Here is an 18,267-nt window from a genome sequence, read left to right as displayed (position 1 = left end):
GTAGTAAAATTACCAAAATGACAGCTATCGTCAAGCAATATCAGCAATTATCGGTCAAATAGCGTAACAATTTTGCTGTTTCCTTTACAAAGATCAGGTTTTTTACAAAAGAGAGGTTCTTTTCTGTAAAAAAAATACTTTTAGCTCGGATAACGCGCCATGTCTCGGAAGTTACCTTAACAGCATTTACTGCCCACTTGGGTGTAATTGCTGTCGAATATCACTAGAAGCGTAGTCGCCCTGATTGAGATGCACAACCAAGGCTTGTGCTTGCTCGGTTAAGAGTGCCTCAACCTTAGCATTACCGTTGACTAAGGCACTCATTTTTTGCGCTGAAGCCTTATTATTGGTCATTAAGATGTTAGCTTTAGAAAACAGGTAGGTTTTCTCTAAATCGCCTTGTTGCTGGTAAATGCTGGCGAGTCCCAATAACCAGTCGGGATTAAACTGCTCAGGGCTGGTGGACGCTAACAAATCAAAATATAGCGCCATTGCCTTATTCACATCTGATTTTTGATAGTAGGCAGCCAACTGCGCCAATATTAACGGATCATTTATCTTACCCGCACGCTCAGCCTTAATCACTCGTGCTTGCGCCTTAGCATCGCTTAAACGCGTCCAGTGATAAAATGACAGATAGATATCTGGATTATTTTTTGTGGTAGCTTGCAGTTGCGAGAGGTTTTGTGCGCTGACACCAAAAGCTTTAGCGCGATCGTTAGTGCGCTCTGGGTGCAAAATATGCTCAACACCTGCAGCCAGTTCGATACATTTATTGTAGTTTTCTAGGTTGATCAGCTGTTGGTAAACTTGCTCGCCAGAGGGCGATGGGCTGTTTTTTAGCACATAGCGCTGTTTAATCAGGTCTGCTTTTTCATATTTACACCAACTGTCACGATGTAAATCGTCACAAAGTTCAGGATTATTTTTACAAATGGTGCTGGTATTAACGCCATTATCACAGCCAAAAAGGGTGAAAACGCTTAAAACCGACAATAATGGTGTAATGATTACAAACTTTATGCGCAAGCTGAGTTCCTCTGGTGATTTTATCTAATATTATTACATATTTACGGGAAATATCTTACTAGATCGTCAGCCTTGTTTTCATTACAATAGCGCCGACCAATAAGGGGATTTGGTACCGATAAGAGTAGATTATTGGGCTTTTCTCTTTGTTACTCAAATATTTCTACAAATAAAGTAGTTAAAGTGAGATAAAGGATCTGTAAATGACCGCTGATAAACACCTACAAAGTTGGCAAGAACGTTTTGAAATGGCAGAAGCGATGCAGCCTCTGTTGGGTAAGCTGTACCGTAATCAAGGTGTAGAAGTCGTGCTATACGGTAAACCCCTTCTTAATGCTTCGACTATTGAAATCATTAAATCCCATCGTTTAGTACGCCGTCATGTTGGCGAAAAACTCAGATTGCGTGAAAGCTTCCCATTTGTAGAAGCACTCAGCAAGCTTGCAGTAAAGCAATGCAAAGTTGATATCGGAAAATTAGCGGTCAACTACTGGCGTGAGCATCAGGATGCAAGTCAGATAGAAGCCTATATGAGCCAAGAACTGGCAAGCGCTATCGATCACGAAGATGATCAACAAGCACGTGATGTTGTGCTGTATGGTTTTGGTCGTATCGGACGTTTATTAGCACGCCTATTGATTGAAAGAACGGGCGTGAGCAACAAATTATGTTTGCGTGCTATCGTACTTCGTGGTGGCCGTAAAGGCGATTTAGAAAAACGTGCCAGCTTGTTACGTCGTGACTCAGTACATGGACCATTTAATGGTTCAGTAGAAGTTGATGAAGACAACAATGCTATTATTGCTAACGGCACTTATATTCAGGTTATTTACGCCAACTCGCCAGATGAAATTGATTACACCCAATATGGCATCAATAATGCCTTAGTTGTCGACAACACCGGTATTTGGAAAGATGAAGACGGTTTAGGTCTTCATCTTAAGTCGAAAGGCGCGGCAAAAGTATTGCTGACAGCTCCTGCGAAGGGCGCGATTAAGAATATCGTTTATGGCGTGAATGAGAATGATATCTTAGATGAGGACACTATCGTATCGGCGGCAAGCTGCACGACAAATGCGATAACACCAGTACTCAAAGCGGTCAATGACAAGTACGGCATTGTTAATGGTCACGTTGAAACGATCCACTCTTATACCAACGACCAAAATTTAATTGATAACTATCATAAAGCAGACCGTCGTGGCCGCAGCGCACCATTAAATATGGTGATCACCGAAACTGGTGCTGCGAAAGCAGTTGCTAAAGCGCTACCGATTTTGGCAGGTAAGTTAACAGGTAACGCCATTCGCGTGCCTACGCCCAATGTCTCGATGGCGATTATCAGCCTAAACCTCAATGGCGAAACCAATAAAGAAGATATGAACGAATATCTACGTAAAGTGGCCTTGTCATCTGAATTGCAAAACCAAGTTGATTTTACCGAGTCAACTGAGATTGTATCGTCAGACTTAGTTGGTTCACGTTACGCGGGCGTAGTTGATTCACAGGCCACCATTGCCGAAGGCAATCGTACTATCTTATATGTCTGGTATGACAATGAATTTGGCTACAGCTGCCAAGTTGTTGGCGTGATGCAAAAGATGTTGGGCTTACAATATCAGTCATTGCCTAACCTGTAACGTATCCGATTATGCATGATTATAAACGCCTGAGTCAGTGATTCAGGCGTTTTTTTATTCGCTTATCACCTAAATTGGTTAACAAAAAGTCACAACGAGCAATATTGCAGCAACCAGTTAATTAATCTCGATTATTACATAATTTAGCGTTGACTCTTGGGCGTAAATCGGTAGAATGCCATTCCGCAGTCAGGGGAAAGCTTCTTAAGTAGAACTTGATTGAGATTGAAAGCATTAAGACTTGCGACATTAGCTCAGTTGGTAGAGCGATACCTTGCCAAGGTATAGGTCATCGGTTCGAACCCGATATGTCGCTCCAATCTTTAGGGTTGGCCTTAACGCCTTCAATATAAGGCGCGATGGCAGAATGGCTATGCTGCGGATTGCAAATCCGTCGATCTCGGTTCGACTCCGGGTCGCGCCTCCACTTTAAGTTTTAGCGCAACAGCGATAAAACGCACACATTGCCCGTGTGGTGGAATCGGTAGACACAAGGGATTTAAAATCCCTCGCTGAATAAGCGTGCCAGTTCAAGTCTGGCCACGGGTACCATCTTAAGATGACAAAAAGGCCTCAACTAAGTTGAGGCCTTTTTGTTTTCGTCAATCTGCTTAGCCATTAAACGCGATATAAAACCGTGATAGAGTGTCATCGCTACGCAATTAACCGAACGTGAAAATCTTACCCATATATTGCAATATCGATAGTTATTAAGCAGAAAAATGAGATAAACCCTATCGCAACGCAAAAAAACGGATGCTGATGAAAATCCGCTATGAAGCCGTCGTCGACAATGGTATAAATGGCGGCGAACTCCCTACATTTACTCTAATTTTTAGGAATGCTGTCATGATATTTAACCAGGTAGAACTGGCTCCAGCCGATCCCATTCTTGGCCTTACCGATGCTTTTAAAGCCGACCCACGTTCAGATAAAGTTAATTTGGGAGTAGGGATCTATAAGGATGAGTCAGGTCAAACTCCTATTCTTAAGTCGGTTAAATTAGCAGAGCAAAAACTGCTTGATAATGAAACAAGTAAAAGTTATCTCGGTATCGATGGCGTACAGGCTTATAACAGCGCGGTACAAACATTGCTTTTTGGTGAGCAACATCAAGTATTGCAACAACAACGTACCGTGACCGCTCAGGCGCCAGGCGGTACAGGTTCTCTGCGAGTGGCTGCTGAATTTGTGGCACGCAATACTGACTCTAATACCATTTGGGTGAGTAACCCAACCTGGGCCAACCACAACAATATTTTTCAGTCTGCCCAGCTGCAAGTAAAACAGTATCGTTATTATGATGCGCCAACTCATAGCATGGATTTTGACGCAATGCTGGCTGATTTAGCCACCGCCAAAGCTGGGGACTTAGTGCTGTTGCATGGCTGTTGTCATAACCCAACGGGTATCGATCTTAATCAGAACCAATGGCAAGCCGTTGCTGAGTTATGTTTACAAAAAGAATTAGTGCCCTTATTCGATTTTGCCTACCAAGGCTTTGGTGACGGTGTTGAAGAAGATGCCCAAGGGTTACGTTTGGTTGCCGATATCGTTCCTGAACTGATCGTGGCTAACTCATTTTCTAAAAACTTCGGCCTCTATAACGAACGTATTGGCGCTGTTACTTTGGTGGCGAAAGATCAAGACACAGCTAAAACTGCATTTAGCCAGGTGAAGAGCACTATTCGAGGTAACTATTCTAATCCTCCGGCTCATGGCGCGCTGATCGTAGCCACCATTTTGGGTGACAATGAATTAAGAGCTATGTGGGAAGTAGAGCTACAACAGATGCGTGAACGTATTGCTCAGATGCGGGTTCTGTTTGTTGATACTCTTAAAAGCGCTGGTGTTAGCCAAGATTTTAGCTTTATTTCGACGCAAAATGGCATGTTTAGCTTCTCTGGGCTGAACAAAGCCCAAGTCGAACGTCTACGTGACGAGTTTGGTATTTATATTGTCGGATCTGGCCGTATCAGTGTGGCGGGGATGACCCGTGACAATATGCCAGCAATCTGCAAGGCTATCGCGCAAGTGGTGTAAATTACAACGACGCTAATGTACTGATCACATGTGTTCTTCATAAAACGGTTATCGCCTTACGCGCTAACCGTTTTTTTAGTGCTTTCGCTTTGTATCGTGTTTAAGCGATGTGAGTGGTGGTTAAGCCATTAAGATTCGAGCGTAGGCAGCTGAGTGATAAAGGAGATAGCTTCAGCTAAAGCGCTGCGATCATGTAGGCCTACATGATGTTTACTGCGCAGCGGAAAGTAGGTGATATTACCTTCAGTGTGGCACTGCTCACCATGGCTTAATACGTGGTTAATCACTTTATTCCCCAGCACTTGCTCGCACCAATGTAAGCGTTTTTCGAGACTAAAATCCACTGCCGATGACGGCTCGGCAGTTAAGTTATCGATAAAAATAACCTTGCCGTTACTGCTCGCCAAAGCTTCGCTTAAGATAGGCAATAATAAGGGCGGCATGATACTGGTGAGAAAACTACCAGGGCCTAAAATAATCAAATCGGCGGCTTTTATCGCATTGCAGGCTTCGGCTGTTGCCTCAACCATTGGCTCAAGTGATAAAGCGATAGGCGATTCTGTCATACCATCCACTTCCACCTCGCCTAAAATCTTAGTACCACAAGATTGTATGGCGACTAAATGGGTTGGCTGCTCCGACATTGGGATCACTTGGGTTTCGATATTGAGCAGCTTACGGATCAAGTTAACGGCATCAAGAGGGCGGACACAAAGTTCATCGAGCGCCAATAAAATAAGGTTGCCGAGGTTATGATTATTTAACTCATGCTGGCCACTAAAGCGGTATTCAAATAATAGTGAGCCTACAGATGGCCGCGATGCAAGTTGTGATAAACAATTGCGTAAATCTCCCCATGCAATGCAATCTTGCTGCTGTCTTAATCGCCCCGTTGAGCCACCATTATCAGTGGTGGCCACAATGCCTGTCAGCCTCGGGCCTAAAAATGATAATGCAGAAAGCACTCGTCCCAGCCCATGACCGCCACCAATGGCAACCACATTTGTAAATTGATTAAGTGCAGAGTTGTGCATGCGGGTTTTTCCTTCCTGAATCCCCAATATATCGCGAGATATTATAGCGAATAATGCCTTGAGGCATAGCGGTTTTGTTTTGCGGCACAAATCGCATATAATCTCCTCCTAAACCCTTAAAAGAGTTAGCAATTTGAAAACAGGTAGTATAAATAAAGTTATCTTATCGTTGGCCATTGTGGTGGCAGCCCTATTGGCGGTGAAGCTCTTGCTGGTTGACCAGCAGCCCAGCGAAGAGAGCAGCCAAGGCCAGTTATTAAAAAATAAGCGTCAATACAGCCAAATCCCAAATTTCGAAGCGATTGCCGATGTGGCAGAAAAGAAAAAAGCTTTCTTTGATTTCTTACGCCCTGCAGTGCAGCATCACAATAATATTATTGCAGAAGAGCGCAAGTTTCTGCTTGCAGCGCAACAACATCTCGCAGACGAAGAAGTGCTTTCTGAAGCGGAGCAGTTTCGTATTCAGCAATTAGCCAGTAAATACCAATACAGCATGCGCAGCGTGACCGTTGAGAATCTTAATCAGTTACTTAGACGTGTCGATATTATCCCAGAAGACTTAGTATTAATTCAGGCTGCCAATGAAACGGGTTGGGGCAGTAGCCGCTTTGCTAAAGAGGGACTTAACTTTTTTGGTCAATGGTGCTTTAGAAAAGGCTGTGGTCTTGTACCACAATCACGCAGTGAAGGGATGAGCCATGAAGTCGCCGTGTTTAACAGTGTCGATGATTCTGTGGGCTCTTACATGCGTAATTTAAATTCGAACGCCGCCTATTCGCTATTGCGATCTATTCGTGCCGATCTACGCGCTCAAGGGGAGCACGTTAGAGCTGACAAATTAGTCTATGGTTTGCTCAATTATTCTGAACGACAAGAAGCTTATATCGAAGAATTGCTCGATATGTTACGTCACAATAATCAATTTTTGGTGGAAAACTATGAACAAGGCTCTGCTGTTTAGTTGCCTACTGCTTGGCAGTATTACTGCTCAAGCAACGCCGATATCGCTGGAATACCAAGGTTTTTATCAACGTCTTAAACAGGTGAGTAAAGGCCATTATCCGTTGATTGAGTTAACTTTTTCAGTACCCAAAGCGCAAGGCTGCGTGGTAATAAGTGGCTATATTGCGACCGAAAAAGAGCAGTTCCCATTAACCATTACTGACTCGCAGCGCATTTTTATTCCCTATGATGGCAGGCTTAAATCGGACAGGGCATTAGTGCATTTAGAGATGGAAAATGACGCCAGCCAATGTGGCATTGCGATGCAAATACGCGCCAAGCAAACACAGCCGCAATATCAACAAGCTGACTTAGTCATGTTGCAAGCACAAATGGATGATCTACTGCATACCATGCAGGGCTTCCCTATGCGTTATTTTACTGATGATATTCGTGGCCTTAACTTTGAATTTGACCAAGCCGCAACAGTAAAGATTGATGGCGAAACCATTGGCTTCGAAGGTATTTTCCGATTGTCTCGTGAACGTATCAATCAGCTAGATAGCATTAGCTTTGATCGCCGCCCTGATGTCGTCAGCCCTTGGGTCAATGCTAGCGATAAATAACAGATAGCTTGTTACTCAGCCCTTTACAGGTTGTTTTATAGAGGGTTAATCGTCGATAACGGATAAAAATCACAGACATAAAAAAACCTCCATCGGAGGTTTTTTTATGTCGCGCTCTGGGCATTAAATGCTAAGGCGTATAGGTACTGACAACCTCAATTTTTAAGGCATCGGTATTGCGCTTAGCCGCATCTAAGTCGATATGACCGTTATTGGCAATATCGAGAAAATCAAAGGCGGGCAGATCTGATTCGGCCACATCACCTTTCATCGGGGCGTCTGGATCGCGCGTAAGCGAAGTAAAGTCAAATTGCGCTCTGTCTACCCCTTGCGATGGGCTAGTATTTTGCATAGCGGTAAAAATCGTTTCGATACGGCCAGGAAACTGTTTGTCCCAGGTGCTAAGCATCTCTTTTACGGCTGCGCGTTTAAGATTTTCTTGTGAACCACACAGGTTACAAGGGATGATTGGAAAATCTTTTAAGGCGGCGTACTCGGCAATGTCTTTCTCTCGGCTGTACGCCAAGGGACGAATAACCACGTTAGCGCCATCATCTGAGAGTAATTTAGGTGGCATGGCTTTTAGTTTGCCCGCATAAAACATGTTTAAAAACAGGGTTTCGATAATGTCGTCGCGGTGGTGGCCAAGCGCAATTTTGTTGGCACCTATCTGCTGCGCAAAACCGTATAAGGTGCCTCGGCGTAAACGACTGCACAAAGAGCAAGTGGTTTTACCTTCAGGGATCTTATCTTTAACGATAGAGTAGGTGTCTTTTTCAAGAATATGATACGGTACATTTAACGTATCAAGATACGCTGGCAAAATATCTTCAGGGAAACCCGGTTGCTTTTGATCAAGATTGACTGCAACCAGTTTAAAAGAGATCGGCGCACGCTGCTGTAAATTAAGTAAAATGTCGAGCATTGCGTAACTATCTTTGCCACCCGAAAGGCAGCACATGACAGTATCACCGTCTTCAATCATATTGTAATCAGCGATAGCGCTACCCACTTCACGTCTAAGACGCTTCTGTAGCTTATTTAACCGTGTGGTCTGTTTTTTTAAGAGAGTATCATCAGACATAATAAAAAACGCGCCTAGTATCATCAAATTCTGGGCGCGTAGTATAGCTTAAATCAATGGTCTAAAGAAGCGGTGCGTTAGCTGTTACTCATCTTCGAGCGGTGACTTATAACCATCAGGTTTAACTGCCAATAAATCACAATTAATGCTATCGATAACATGCTCCGCGGTATTACCAATTAATGCTGCCGAAAATCCGGTACGACCAACGGTGCCAAGGATCACCAGTTCTGCATCGAGTTGTTCAGCCAGTTCAGGGATAACATCTTCAGGTAACCCTTCTTTAATATGACAAAAATCCGTTGAGATGCCATATTGATTGGCCAAATGCCAAACTCGTTGTTCATGCTGCATGCGAATGGTTTCGCTATAGGTATGTGCATCAAAGTCGGGCAGTTCAATCGCTAAGTTTACCGGTGTGCCTGGATAACCATTAACGAGATGCACTTTAGCATCAAACTTCTTGGCTAAGTCTTGGCCGTGTTCGATTATCTTGCCATTAAGGGTTTGATGATCGTCATCTTCTGATGCCACGTTGATGGCACACAGTATTTTTCCTGCTACTGGCCAGTCATGTTCTTTAACCAGCAGTACCGGCACAGGCGCTTTACGCATTAGGTGCCAGTCGGTAGGGGTGAAAATCACCGATTTAAGCTTATCGTGCTGATGGGTACCTTTAACAATGAGGTCAAATTCGCCTTCGATCGCATGTAGAATAATGCTTTCAAACGGGCGATTATGCCACACGACTTCACTTTGAATATCGATACCGCTATCTTTGTATTGCAACAAAATATCGGCTAACCATGCTTGACGCTGCGCTATCACGCCTTGACGCATGGCTTCGCGTTCTTGGCCCGATAGTATGGAGGTCATTTCGTAGGAAAAATCGAATATAGACAAGAATACCGTAATTTCGGCATGGTTTTTAACGGCAAGCTCAACAGCTCTTGCAAGTGCCGGTTGCTCATCGCTTGTAGGGTCCACTACAACAAGGATTTTATGATAGTCCTTCATAGATTATTCCTTTATCTGACGTTGTAATTTAATAATGGTCGATAACGGGTAAATTGCCTTGTTTTAGATCAAGTTTACCCATTTATTCGCTTGTTTAACGACCGATTTTATTGTTACCCGCGAGTTTATTAAGTGACTCAAAATCGATGATAGTAATATACTTCCCTTTTACTTCAATCAATTCTGATTTTTGAAAACGGCCGAGTAGTCGGCTGATGGTTTCGACCGTCAAGCCAAGATAGTTGCCGATATCACCACGGGTCATGGTTAAGCGAAATTCTTTAGGTGAGAAACCACGATTACCAAAACGATTAGCGAGATTACTGATAAAAGCGGCGAGGCGCTCTTCGGCATTTTTCTTACTCAGTAATAAGATCATCTCTTGGTCGCTTTGAATCTCGTTACTCATTAAGCGCATGATCTGCTGACGTAATTTAGGCATGGTACCAGATAAATCGTCTAGGGTTTCATAGGGAATTTCACACACCATTGAGGTTTCTAATGCTTGGGCGAAACTCTGATGAATTTGTGAGTGAATACCATCAAAACCGATCACATCGCCAGCCAAATGAAAACCTGTGATCTGTTCATCGCCTTGCTCGGTAATGGTAAAGCTTTTAATGGTACCTGAGCGAATGGCATAGAGAGATTTTAGTACGTCACCAGATTTAAAAATCTGCTCACCTTTTTGAATCGGCTTCTTACGCTCAATGATCTCGTCGAGCTGATCTAATTCATTGTTATTTAATGTGAAAGGTATGCAAAGGCTACCCATACTACAGTCATGACAATGAATAGCGCAGCCAGGAGCTGCTGAACGACGATTTTTAATGGTATCCGTCATAATATCTCTCGAATTTCACAGTTATGCCCATGTTAAACTAATTTAATAGAGTGAGCTAGTTTAGCTGCGCAATTGCAATATACAAAGTGTGTATGCCAAAGCCAACTAACAGAAGGCCGCTGATCATACGCACCGAATTTCGTAACACGAATTGGGCAAACACTTGCGCTGCGACACCAGCACTGAATAGTGCTGGTAGAGTACCGAGTCCAAACGCCGCCATGATCAGCGCCCCTTGTTGCGCCGAATTCGCCGCCACTGCCCAGGTCAAGGTGCTGTAAACCAAACCGCAAGGTAACCAGCCCCAGATTACGCCAGCCACAAAAGCTTGTTTTAAACTTTTAATGGGCAGTAAGCGATTGGCTATGGGGCCTAACACCTGCCAAACCCGTTTTCCGAGTCGCTCTACTTGCACTATGCCAGACCAAATTTTGGCGATATATAATCCAGTGGCGATCATCATTACCCCTGCCAACATACGCATAGTGAGCAAGTAGATATCTAAACTAAACAGGGTACTGAGTAAGCTGGCCGAGCCACCAATTAAGGCGCCAGCTAGGGTATAACTGAGGATACGTCCGGTGTTATAGCTGATAATAAATTGCAGTTTAGCCGCCAGTGCATTGCCTTTCGTTTGAGAAGGCATCTGCTGCGATATCGCCCCCACGAGTCCACCACACATACCGATACAATGACCAGCGCCCATCAAGCCCACAATAAACGCACCAGTAACGGTAAAGTCGATCACTGCGGTTTGCTCTCATCGTCTTTTGACGTTGACGGCTTGACGTCATCATCAAACAAGATTGATACGCTTTGGCGGTCAAGATCATCAAACTGCTCAGATTTTACTGCCCAGAAAAAAATCCCTACCGCGATGAGTACAAACAACATCGCAATGGGGATTAACACATAGATAATACTCATACTCGTACCTTCAATAGTCTAAGGCTGTTTGCCACGACAATAAGTGAACTGGCTGACATGCCGATAGCAGCGATGTAGGGCACGACGTGGCCTGTGACCGCTAACGGAATAATAAATAAGTTGTAGCCCAACGCCCAAAAGAGATTTTGCTTAATGATTTTACCGGTTAACTTGGCAACCACCATTGCATCAGTAAAGCGGGCCAGTTGATCACCTAGTAAAATGAGATCGGCACTGTTTTTGGTTATGGCAGCACCGCTGCCCATAGCCACAGACAAATTCGCGCCGGCTAATACTGGTGCATCGTTAATACCATCGCCAAACATGGCGACTTGCTGTGTCTGTTGCAAGTGTTCAATTAGGCGTAACTTGTCTTGTGGCTTAAGTGCTTTATGCACATTGGTTATGCCCATAGCGCGAGCCACTTCATCAACATGAGCTGAGTTATCGCCACTGGCAATGCTCACCTCACAGCCTGATCCGCGTAGCAAGTTAACGGTCGTTAAGGCATCGGGGCGAATGTTATCAATTAATTCGAAGCTGGCAATGAGCTGTTTATCGCGGCTAAGGTAAACACATTGCTGCGCACTAGGCGGGCACTCAATACCAAGACGCTGGTGTATAAAATCAGCACTGCCAATAATATAGTGCTGCTGATTTATCATTCCTTCAATACCTGAACCCGCATGATTACGGCTATCAGTGACCCGAATATCATCGGCGCGATAACGTTCAAAGGCACGCGCGATTGGATGAAGTGATGTGGACTCTAATGCCGCCGCTAAGGCCAATGCTTGCGCTTGGTTAATATCACTGTGTAACCGAGTGTTTGCCACCGTCAGGCTGCCACAGGTGAGGGTGCCTGTTTTATCAAACACCACATGATTAATTAGCGGCAGCTTTTCAAATACGCCCGATTGACGCGCTACGACACCCATTCGTGTAAATAACCCAGTAGCGCAAGTGACGGCGGTAGGGGTTGCAAGCGCTAGTGCGCAGGGGCAGGTCGCGACCAGTACTGATAAGGTCACCCAAAAAGCATCTTCAGGCCAATAGGCCTTCCACACTAGGTAGGTTAACAAGGCGATAATCAAAATCGTCCAAGTAAAATAATTAGAGATGGTATCAACGTATAACGCTACTGCAGGCTTGTTGTTGGATGCGGCTTCTTGCAGGCGAATGATCTCAGCGACTAACTGATCTTGTCCGATGGCAGTGACGCGCACCTTAATTGGGTGGTCAACATTGATAGTGCCTGCAAATACTTGGCTCGACATCCGTTTAGTCACCGGCATCTGCTCGCCAGTTAACATTGCTTCGTTAACACTGCTGCTACCTTCAATAATATCGCCATCGGCGCTAATGGTTTCACCCGGTTTAATGAGAATAATGTCGCCAATGCGTAAACGTTTCGCAGGAACTTCACTGTGCTGGCCGTCAGCATCAACTAAATGTGCGGTTAAGGGGATCAGTTTATGTAAATTATTGGAGCTGACGGACGCTTTTTGACGCGCGTTTTGCTCAAGGTAACGCCCCAACAGCAAGAAGAAAGTGAACATGCTGACCGATTCAAAATAGACCTCTCCTTGGCCGCTGACGGTAGCAATACAACTGGCAATATAGGCGCCGCAAATAGCAATCGACACCGACACGTCCATATTTAACCGCCCCGAAAGCATGGAGCGAATGGCACTAAAATAGAAAGGCTGTGCCGAGTAGAACACCACTGGTGCGGCAAACATCATGCTGACCCAGCGGAAATAGTCGCGGTATTCAACATCCAGATCGGTAAAGTATTCGGAATAGAGGGCGAGGGCGAACATCATCACCTGCATGGTGGCAAAGCCGGCTAGCCCGAGTCTTAATAAAAATTTACGGCTATTTTTTTTGGTCTGGATCTCTTCATCATCGACTTGATAAGGCGCTGCCTGGTAGCCGATATTACTGATTAAATTGAGGATCTCACTAAGCTTAATTCGGCTTTGGTCCCAAGTCACCAAGGCTCGCTCTGTGGTGGTGTTAACAGCAATGTTCACTATCCCATCGACCAGCTTTAACTTATGTTCTATCAACCAGGCACACGCAGCGCAGGTTATGCCATCGATGGTCAATGAAACTTGACTAATATTGTCCTGTTGATGGACAAAATCTTGCTGGACCTCTTTAAGGTCAAAAGCTGAATTGGCATTGAGTGCTTCAGGCACCAGTGCCGTCTGTTTGTTACCAGGCTCGGTACGGTAACGGTAATAATTACTCAAGCCAGCGTCGATAATGGCCTTTGATACCGCTTGGCAACCCGGACAGCACATGGGTTGCGGGGTATTATCAATAACGGTGACAAACTGCGAGCCAGTTAATACTGGCTCGCTGCAATGAAAACACTCAAGGTTATTCATGTGAAAACTAATTTAGCCAGTACTGAGCAGCGTCTTTAAGATCAAGACGCTGTTGAATACGCCAAGTTTGATCGAATCCTTCGAGTCGTACTTCCCAGGCGCCAGAGATAGGTTCGGCCAACTTGATACGGTAAACCTGATTGCCATCGGCTGTGGTAATTTGGCTAAAGTCACGCTGCTTTAAGGTGGGGTGAAAAAACGATACGCTTAATGCCGCTAAATATGCTTCACCACCGTGCTGCACTATGCGCACTTCATCATCATTAACTATCAGCTCAAACTGTAAACCTAACTGTTTGGCATGCTTAATTTTACGCAGATCCATATTGATGGCTTTACCATCTTTATAGTAATCCTCAGACACGAGCGAGTCCTGGGTATCGATGGCCACCATCAGTAAATTAATGCTGGCGATGACGGCGCACAAGGGCAAAATAATTAGAAACCAAGGCCAAAATTGTTTATACCAAGCTTGCGGTGTATTCATGAAAACTACCTGTTGAATTTGTTGGGCTCATTTTACCGATAATTGAGTAAAAGCACAGCTAAAAAAAAGGCCCCGATCATCTCGAGGCCTTAATGTTACTTATATGTAACTACTTGTTTGACAAGCTATAAACGTAAGCAGTGATCACGTGAACTTTCTCTTCACCTAAAACGTCTTTCCATGCTGGCATGACACCAGAACGGCCGTTTTTGATGCTTTCAACGATCACGCCACGACTACCGCCGTATAACCAAGCAGAGTCAGTCAGGTTAGGGGCACCCATAAACTTGTTACCAGTACCGTCCATGCCATGACAGGCAAAACAGCCTTTCATGAATGAGCCTTGCCCCTGAGCTGCCAGTGCGGCGTCGTGTTCACGACCAGAAAGCTTAACCACATACTCAGCTAATCCTTCAAGTTCGCTATCATCGATAGGTAAACCGCCTTTAGGTGGCATCATACCGTGACGACCATTCATTAGCGTCGTTTTAATCGTCGCTAAATCACCACCGTACAACCATGCATTGTCTGTCAGGTTAGGGAAGCCAGTACTACCACGGGCGTCACTACCATGACACTGTGCACAATTTTGTAGGAAGAGACGACCACCGACTTTCAATGCTTCTTCGTCTTTAACTAATTCTTCTAACGGTGTTGCAAGGTAAGCCGCGAAGATTGGACCAAATTTTTCGTCGGCTTTCTTCACTTCTTGGTCATACTGCACCCAGCGACCTTCTTTTGCTGCTAGTTCAATAGCGGCGGCAGAATCAGCTTTAATACCATTCTCGGTACCAATGCTTTGGTTCGAGCTTGACCAGCCGAGTAAGCCTTTGTAGTTACCCAAACCTGGGTAAAGAGCGAGGTAAATCACACCGAAAACGATTGTGAGATAAAACATATAACTCCACCACTTAGGTAGTGGGTTATTGAGCTCTTCAATACCATCAAAGGCATGGCCCATTGACTTGCCTTCTTCAACACCAGTAGTGTTTTTAGAGACGAGTCTTAATAGGATAAAACATCCTGCGATTACCACGATTGTGAGTACGGTAATCCAAATACTCCAGAAGCTACTCATCATCACTTATGCTCTCCTGAGTCCTTGTTTTTCTCGTCATCCGAGAAAACAAGGTTAGCGGCTTCGTCAAATTGATTCTTACGACGACCGCTATAAGCCCACGCAAAAATACCGACAAACGTCAACATAACAACAATGGTGATAATCCCTTGTATTGTGCCGTAATCCATATTTATGCCTCCAATTTATTTCAGTGCGTGACCTAGCGACTGTAGGTATGCAATTATTGCCTGCATCTCAGTTTTACCTTCAACGGCCTTCTTGGCATTGTCGATATCTTCCTGAGTGTACGGCACACCGAAACCACGGAACACTTCCATCTTTTGAGCAGTTAACTTACCGTCAAGTACGTTTTCTGCTAACCATGGGAACCCAGGCATGTTTGACTGAGGTACCACAGCACGAGGATCGATTAAGTGCACTTCGTGCCACTTGTCACTGTAACGTCCGCCTACACGAGCAAGATCAGGACCAGTACGCTTAGAACCCCAAAGGAATGGGTGTTCCCACACTGACTCACCAGCAACTGAGTAGTGACCATAACGTTCAGTTTCTGCACGTAATGGACGGATCATTTGGCTGTGACAACCAACACAACCTTCGCGGATATAAATATCACGGCCTTCAAGCTCTAGGGCTGTGTAAGGGCGTAATCCATCGACAGGTTCAGTGGTATCTTTTTGAAAAAGTAGAGGAGTGATCTGTACCAAGCCACCGAAACTGATTGCAATAACGGTAAAGATGCCCAGCAGACCGATGTTTTTCTCAACTATCTCATGATTAAATTTCATCTAATCTACCCCTTATGCTTCAGCAAGTGCTGGCAAAGATTCTTTTGGTGCTTTTACGGTCTTGAACACGTTATATGCCATTAACAACATACCCGTGACAAAGAACACGCCACCTAAGAAACGAACAAAGTAGAATGGATACGATGCTTCTAAGCCTTCAACGAAGCTGTAGGTCAAGGTACCGTCAGAGTTAACTGCGCGCCACATTAGACCCTGCATAACACCCGAAATCCACATAGATACGATATAAAGTACGGTACCGATAGTCGCCAACCAGAAATGCACGTTGATCAACTGAGTGCTGTACATACGACCGTGGCCATAAACAGAAGGAATTAAGTGATATAACGAACCAATCGACACCATCGCAACCCAACCAAGCGCACCAGAGTGAACGTGACCAATGGTCCAGTCAGTGTAGTGAGACAATGCGTTAACGGTCTTAATCGCCATCATTGGGCCTTCGAAGGTAGACATACCATAGAAAGATAATGACACCACGAGGAAGCGTAGAATAGGATCGGTTCTTAATTTATGCCAAGCACCTGATAGCGTCATAATACCGTTGATCATACCACCCCAAGAAGGCGCGAATAGGATAAGCGACATGACCATACCCAGTGATTGAGTCCAGTCAGGCAAAGCAGTGTAATGTAGGTGGTGAGGACCAGCCCAAATGTACAATGCAATCAAAGCCCAAAAGTGAACAATAGATAAACGGTATGAGTAAACAGGGCGACCTGCTTGCTTAGGCACGAAGTAATACATCATACCTAGGAAACCTGCTGTCAGTAGGAAACCTACCGCGTTATGTCCGTACCACCACTGCACCATGGCATCAACTGCGCCAGAGTAGAGAGAGTAAGACTTAAACATGCTCACAGGTATCGCCATAGAGTTAACTATGTGCAGTACGGCTACCGTAATGATAAAGGCACCAAAAAACCAGTTCGCAACATAAATGTGCGAGGTTGTTCTTTTAATGATGGTACCGAAGAATACAATCGCATAAGTTACCCAAACGACGGCAATAGCGATATCGATAGGCCATTCTAGTTCAGCATACTCTTTGCTACTGGTTAGCCCCAGTGGCAGAGTAATAACAGCTGATAAAAGGATTGCTTGCCATCCCCAGAAAGTAAATGCAGCTAGCTTAGGTGCAAATAGACGGGTTTGACAGGTGCGCTGGACGATATAGTAAGATGTTGCAAAAAGTGCTGAAGTACCGAACGCGAAAATCACAGCGTTTGTGTGCAGAGGTCGAAGACGACTGTACGTTAGCCATGGAGTATCAAAGTTCAGTTGTGGCCATATTAACTGGGCCGCGATCAATACACCGATTGACATACCAATGATTCCCCACAAAACTGTGGTTAATGCAAATTGGCGGACAACAGTGTAATTGTAATCAGCGCCTTGAGGCTGGGAATGATTCATCATATTGCTTCCACTGCTTATTACTTGTACTTATTGTTAGAGTAAAGCGACACTTTACCCGTTAGAGAATGACGTTAAAAAGCCTGCTTCCTACGAAACAAACTTGATTGAGTCAACGTGTTGCTCAGCATTAATGTAAATTAATGTTAAGTATCGCAATGATACTTGAGCAATATCAAAAAAGATAGGAATTATGCGGAGTACAACATTGATCCAGATCAAAGTCCACGTATAGAATGTAAACACCATGATTCAAAAGGTTAAAAATTGTGCTACACAAGCAAATAACTCGCATTAACATTACCGTCATTAGCCTACTTAGCACGCTTTTATTAAGTGCATGCTCCGAGCCTAATAATAGTGTTGTAAAGGGTGATGAAACAGGACAAATAGCTGCATTTACCGTAGACCAAACCTTATGTCAGTTTGCCCAAAAACCTTGTCAACAAACAATAAATGACATTGATGTCAGCTTAAGCATTTCACCAGGTTCGACGCCAAGTGAACAGCCCTTAGCCGTTTCATTAACCTTCTCTAAACCCGTAAAATTATTGAGCGCACGCGTTGAAGGAAGAGATATGTTTATGGGGGTTATTCCTTTAAATTTAACTGAAAACGACAAAAGCAGCTATAAAGGCACGTTAATCTATGGCTCATGTAGCAGTAATTACATGGTTTGGCGGATGTTTGTTAGCTTTAGTGTCGCTGAGCAACAACAGCATGTTATGTTCGACTTTTTAGCCGACAATCACGCTGTCGATAATCCACGCTAATCCATTTTTTGTCGATTGGCCATCATCATGAGTACGGCTAACGACGAAACATAAGATCAGGCCATCCTTGTTCGTTTTAAGCTGCGTATCGAGGCTGTTTATTAAACTAACTTGCTGTT

The 18,267-nt window shown here is 44.4% G+C and carries 18 protein-coding genes and 3 tRNA genes; 8 read left to right on the top strand and 13 right to left on the bottom strand.

What is annotated here, in order from left to right; translation table 11 throughout:
* Positions 1–186: 186 nt before the first annotated feature.
* Positions 187–1,029: a DUF2989 domain-containing protein gene (locus tag AC5YB1_RS10535; protein WP_494519119.1), complete on the bottom strand. Its 843-nt coding sequence runs from the start codon at positions 1,027–1,029 to the stop codon at positions 187–189.
* 203 nt (positions 1,030–1,232) lie between these two features.
* On the opposite strand from AC5YB1_RS10535, the gene AC5YB1_RS10530 reads away from it, so the two are divergent.
* The 5 genes from AC5YB1_RS10530 (at position 1,233) to AC5YB1_RS10510 (ending at position 4,712) form a co-directional block, all read left to right on the top strand.
* A complete protein-coding gene (locus AC5YB1_RS10530; protein ID WP_494519118.1) occupies positions 1,233–2,669 on the top strand; it encodes a glyceraldehyde-3-phosphate dehydrogenase in 1,437 nt (478 codons plus the stop codon).
* A gap of 243 nt (positions 2,670–2,912) precedes the next feature.
* Positions 2,913–2,988, top strand: a tRNA-Gly gene (locus tag AC5YB1_RS10525).
* Positions 2,989–3,022: 34 nt separating this feature from the next.
* Positions 3,023–3,096 (top strand) — tRNA-Cys (locus AC5YB1_RS10520).
* Positions 3,097–3,135: 39 nt separating this feature from the next.
* Positions 3,136–3,221 (top strand) — tRNA-Leu (locus AC5YB1_RS10515).
* 297 nt (positions 3,222–3,518) lie between these two features.
* Positions 3,519–4,712, top strand: a complete 1,194-nt coding sequence (locus AC5YB1_RS10510) for an amino acid aminotransferase (protein WP_494519117.1) — start codon at positions 3,519–3,521, stop codon at positions 4,710–4,712.
* 128 nt (positions 4,713–4,840) lie between these two features.
* Here AC5YB1_RS10510 and yvcK read toward each other — a convergent pair whose 3' ends face one another.
* On the bottom strand, positions 4,841–5,746 hold the full coding sequence (gene yvcK, locus AC5YB1_RS10505) for a uridine diphosphate-N-acetylglucosamine-binding protein YvcK (protein WP_494519116.1): 906 nt from the start codon (positions 5,744–5,746) through the stop codon (positions 4,841–4,843).
* A 133-nt stretch (positions 5,747–5,879) separates the two neighbouring features.
* On the opposite strand from yvcK, the gene AC5YB1_RS10500 reads away from it, so the two are divergent.
* Positions 5,880–6,707 carry a glucosaminidase domain-containing protein gene (locus AC5YB1_RS10500; RefSeq protein WP_494519115.1) on the top strand — a complete coding sequence of 276 codons (828 nt, stop codon included), beginning with the start codon at positions 5,880–5,882 and terminating at the stop codon, positions 6,705–6,707.
* Positions 6,685–7,314, top strand: coding sequence for a DUF2987 domain-containing protein (locus tag AC5YB1_RS10495; protein ID WP_494519114.1), 630 nt, complete (start codon positions 6,685–6,687; stop codon positions 7,312–7,314). The genes AC5YB1_RS10500 and AC5YB1_RS10495 overlap by 23 nt, the downstream gene beginning before the upstream one ends.
* A 130-nt stretch (positions 7,315–7,444) precedes the next feature.
* Here the strand turns inward: AC5YB1_RS10495 and ttcA are convergent, their stop codons facing one another.
* The 11 genes from ttcA to ccoN all read right to left on the bottom strand — a co-directional run bounded on the left by ttcA (position 7,445) and on the right by ccoN (position 17,378).
* On the bottom strand, positions 7,445–8,398 hold the full coding sequence (ttcA, locus tag AC5YB1_RS10490) for a tRNA 2-thiocytidine(32) synthetase TtcA (protein ID WP_494519113.1): 954 nt from the start codon (positions 8,396–8,398) through the stop codon (positions 7,445–7,447).
* Between the two features lie 84 nt (positions 8,399–8,482).
* Positions 8,483–9,415 carry a universal stress protein UspE gene (uspE, locus tag AC5YB1_RS10485; RefSeq protein WP_494519112.1) on the bottom strand — a complete coding sequence of 311 codons (933 nt, stop codon included), beginning with the start codon at positions 9,413–9,415 and terminating at the stop codon, positions 8,483–8,485.
* A 94-nt stretch (positions 9,416–9,509) separates the two neighbouring features.
* Entirely contained in the window at positions 9,510–10,259 is a 750-nt protein-coding gene (etrA, locus tag AC5YB1_RS10480) for an electron transport transcriptional regulator EtrA (RefSeq protein WP_494519111.1), read from the bottom strand.
* A gap of 55 nt (positions 10,260–10,314) precedes the next feature.
* Complete coding sequence (locus tag AC5YB1_RS10475) at positions 10,315–11,007, bottom strand: sulfite exporter TauE/SafE family protein (protein WP_494519110.1); 693 nt, start codon at positions 11,005–11,007, stop codon at positions 10,315–10,317.
* Entirely contained in the window at positions 11,004–11,186 is a 183-nt protein-coding gene (gene ccoS / locus AC5YB1_RS10470; protein ID WP_494519109.1) for a cbb3-type cytochrome oxidase assembly protein CcoS, read from the bottom strand. Before ccoS ends, AC5YB1_RS10475 begins: the two co-directional genes overlap by 4 nt.
* Complete coding sequence (locus AC5YB1_RS10465) at positions 11,183–13,582, bottom strand: heavy metal translocating P-type ATPase (protein WP_494519108.1); 2,400 nt, start codon at positions 13,580–13,582, stop codon at positions 11,183–11,185. The genes ccoS and AC5YB1_RS10465 overlap by 4 nt, the downstream gene beginning before the upstream one ends.
* A gap of 7 nt (positions 13,583–13,589) precedes the next feature.
* The gene (locus AC5YB1_RS10460; protein ID WP_494519107.1) at positions 13,590–14,069 is read right to left on the bottom strand and encodes a FixH family protein; all 480 of its coding nucleotides are present in this window, start codon (positions 14,067–14,069) and stop codon (positions 13,590–13,592) included.
* 109 nt (positions 14,070–14,178) lie between these two features.
* Positions 14,179–15,147, bottom strand: coding sequence for a cytochrome-c oxidase, cbb3-type subunit III (gene ccoP, locus AC5YB1_RS10455; RefSeq protein WP_475516980.1), 969 nt, complete (start codon positions 15,145–15,147; stop codon positions 14,179–14,181).
* Between the two features lie 2 nt (positions 15,148–15,149).
* The gene (locus AC5YB1_RS10450) at positions 15,150–15,317 is read right to left on the bottom strand and encodes a cbb3-type cytochrome oxidase subunit 3 (RefSeq protein WP_475516855.1); all 168 of its coding nucleotides are present in this window, start codon (positions 15,315–15,317) and stop codon (positions 15,150–15,152) included.
* Positions 15,318–15,332: 15 nt separating this feature from the next.
* Positions 15,333–15,938, bottom strand: a complete 606-nt coding sequence (ccoO, locus tag AC5YB1_RS10445) for a cytochrome-c oxidase, cbb3-type subunit II (protein ID WP_475516856.1) — start codon at positions 15,936–15,938, stop codon at positions 15,333–15,335.
* A gap of 12 nt (positions 15,939–15,950) precedes the next feature.
* Positions 15,951–17,378: a cytochrome-c oxidase, cbb3-type subunit I gene (ccoN, locus tag AC5YB1_RS10440; protein WP_494519106.1), complete on the bottom strand. Its 1,428-nt coding sequence runs from the start codon at positions 17,376–17,378 to the stop codon at positions 15,951–15,953.
* Positions 17,379–17,644: 266 nt separating this feature from the next.
* Here ccoN and AC5YB1_RS10435 point away from each other — a divergent pair, with 266 nt between their 5' ends.
* Positions 17,645–18,148, top strand: a complete 504-nt coding sequence (locus tag AC5YB1_RS10435; protein WP_475516857.1) for a hypothetical protein — start codon at positions 17,645–17,647, stop codon at positions 18,146–18,148.
* Positions 18,149–18,267 lie beyond the last annotated feature (119 nt).

This window comes from Shewanella sp. 433 (genome assembly GCF_059338565.1).
Note: the sequence above shows the minus strand (reverse complement) of the source record. Positions and strands in the feature narration are given on the sequence as shown.

Coding starts and splice junctions, on each gene's coding strand:
- ccoP (WP_475516980.1), bottom strand. CDS start 15,147: ATGAGTAGCTTCTGGAGTATTTGGATTACCGTACTCACAATCGTGGTA.
- AC5YB1_RS10495 (WP_494519114.1), top strand. CDS start 6,685: ATGAACAAGGCTCTGCTGTTTAGTTGCCTACTGCTTGGCAGTATTACT.
- AC5YB1_RS10530 (WP_494519118.1), top strand. CDS start 1,233: ATGACCGCTGATAAACACCTACAAAGTTGGCAAGAACGTTTTGAAATG.
- ccoO (WP_475516856.1), bottom strand. CDS start 15,938: ATGAAATTTAATCATGAGATAGTTGAGAAAAACATCGGTCTGCTGGGC.
- AC5YB1_RS10465 (WP_494519108.1), bottom strand. CDS start 13,582: ATGAATAACCTTGAGTGTTTTCATTGCAGCGAGCCAGTATTAACTGGC.
- ccoN (WP_494519106.1), bottom strand. CDS start 17,378: ATGATGAATCATTCCCAGCCTCAAGGCGCTGATTACAATTACACTGTT.
- etrA (WP_494519111.1), bottom strand. CDS start 10,259: ATGACGGATACCATTAAAAATCGTCGTTCAGCAGCTCCTGGCTGCGCT.
- ttcA (WP_494519113.1), bottom strand. CDS start 8,398: ATGTCTGATGATACTCTCTTAAAAAAACAGACCACACGGTTAAATAAG.
- uspE (WP_494519112.1), bottom strand. CDS start 9,415: ATGAAGGACTATCATAAAATCCTTGTTGTAGTGGACCCTACAAGCGAT.
- AC5YB1_RS10510 (WP_494519117.1), top strand. CDS start 3,519: ATGATATTTAACCAGGTAGAACTGGCTCCAGCCGATCCCATTCTTGGC.
- yvcK (WP_494519116.1), bottom strand. CDS start 5,746: ATGCACAACTCTGCACTTAATCAATTTACAAATGTGGTTGCCATTGGT.
- ccoS (WP_494519109.1), bottom strand. CDS start 11,186: ATGAGTATTATCTATGTGTTAATCCCCATTGCGATGTTGTTTGTACTC.
- AC5YB1_RS10450 (WP_475516855.1), bottom strand. CDS start 15,317: ATGGATTACGGCACAATACAAGGGATTATCACCATTGTTGTTATGTTG.
- AC5YB1_RS10460 (WP_494519107.1), bottom strand. CDS start 14,069: ATGAATACACCGCAAGCTTGGTATAAACAATTTTGGCCTTGGTTTCTA.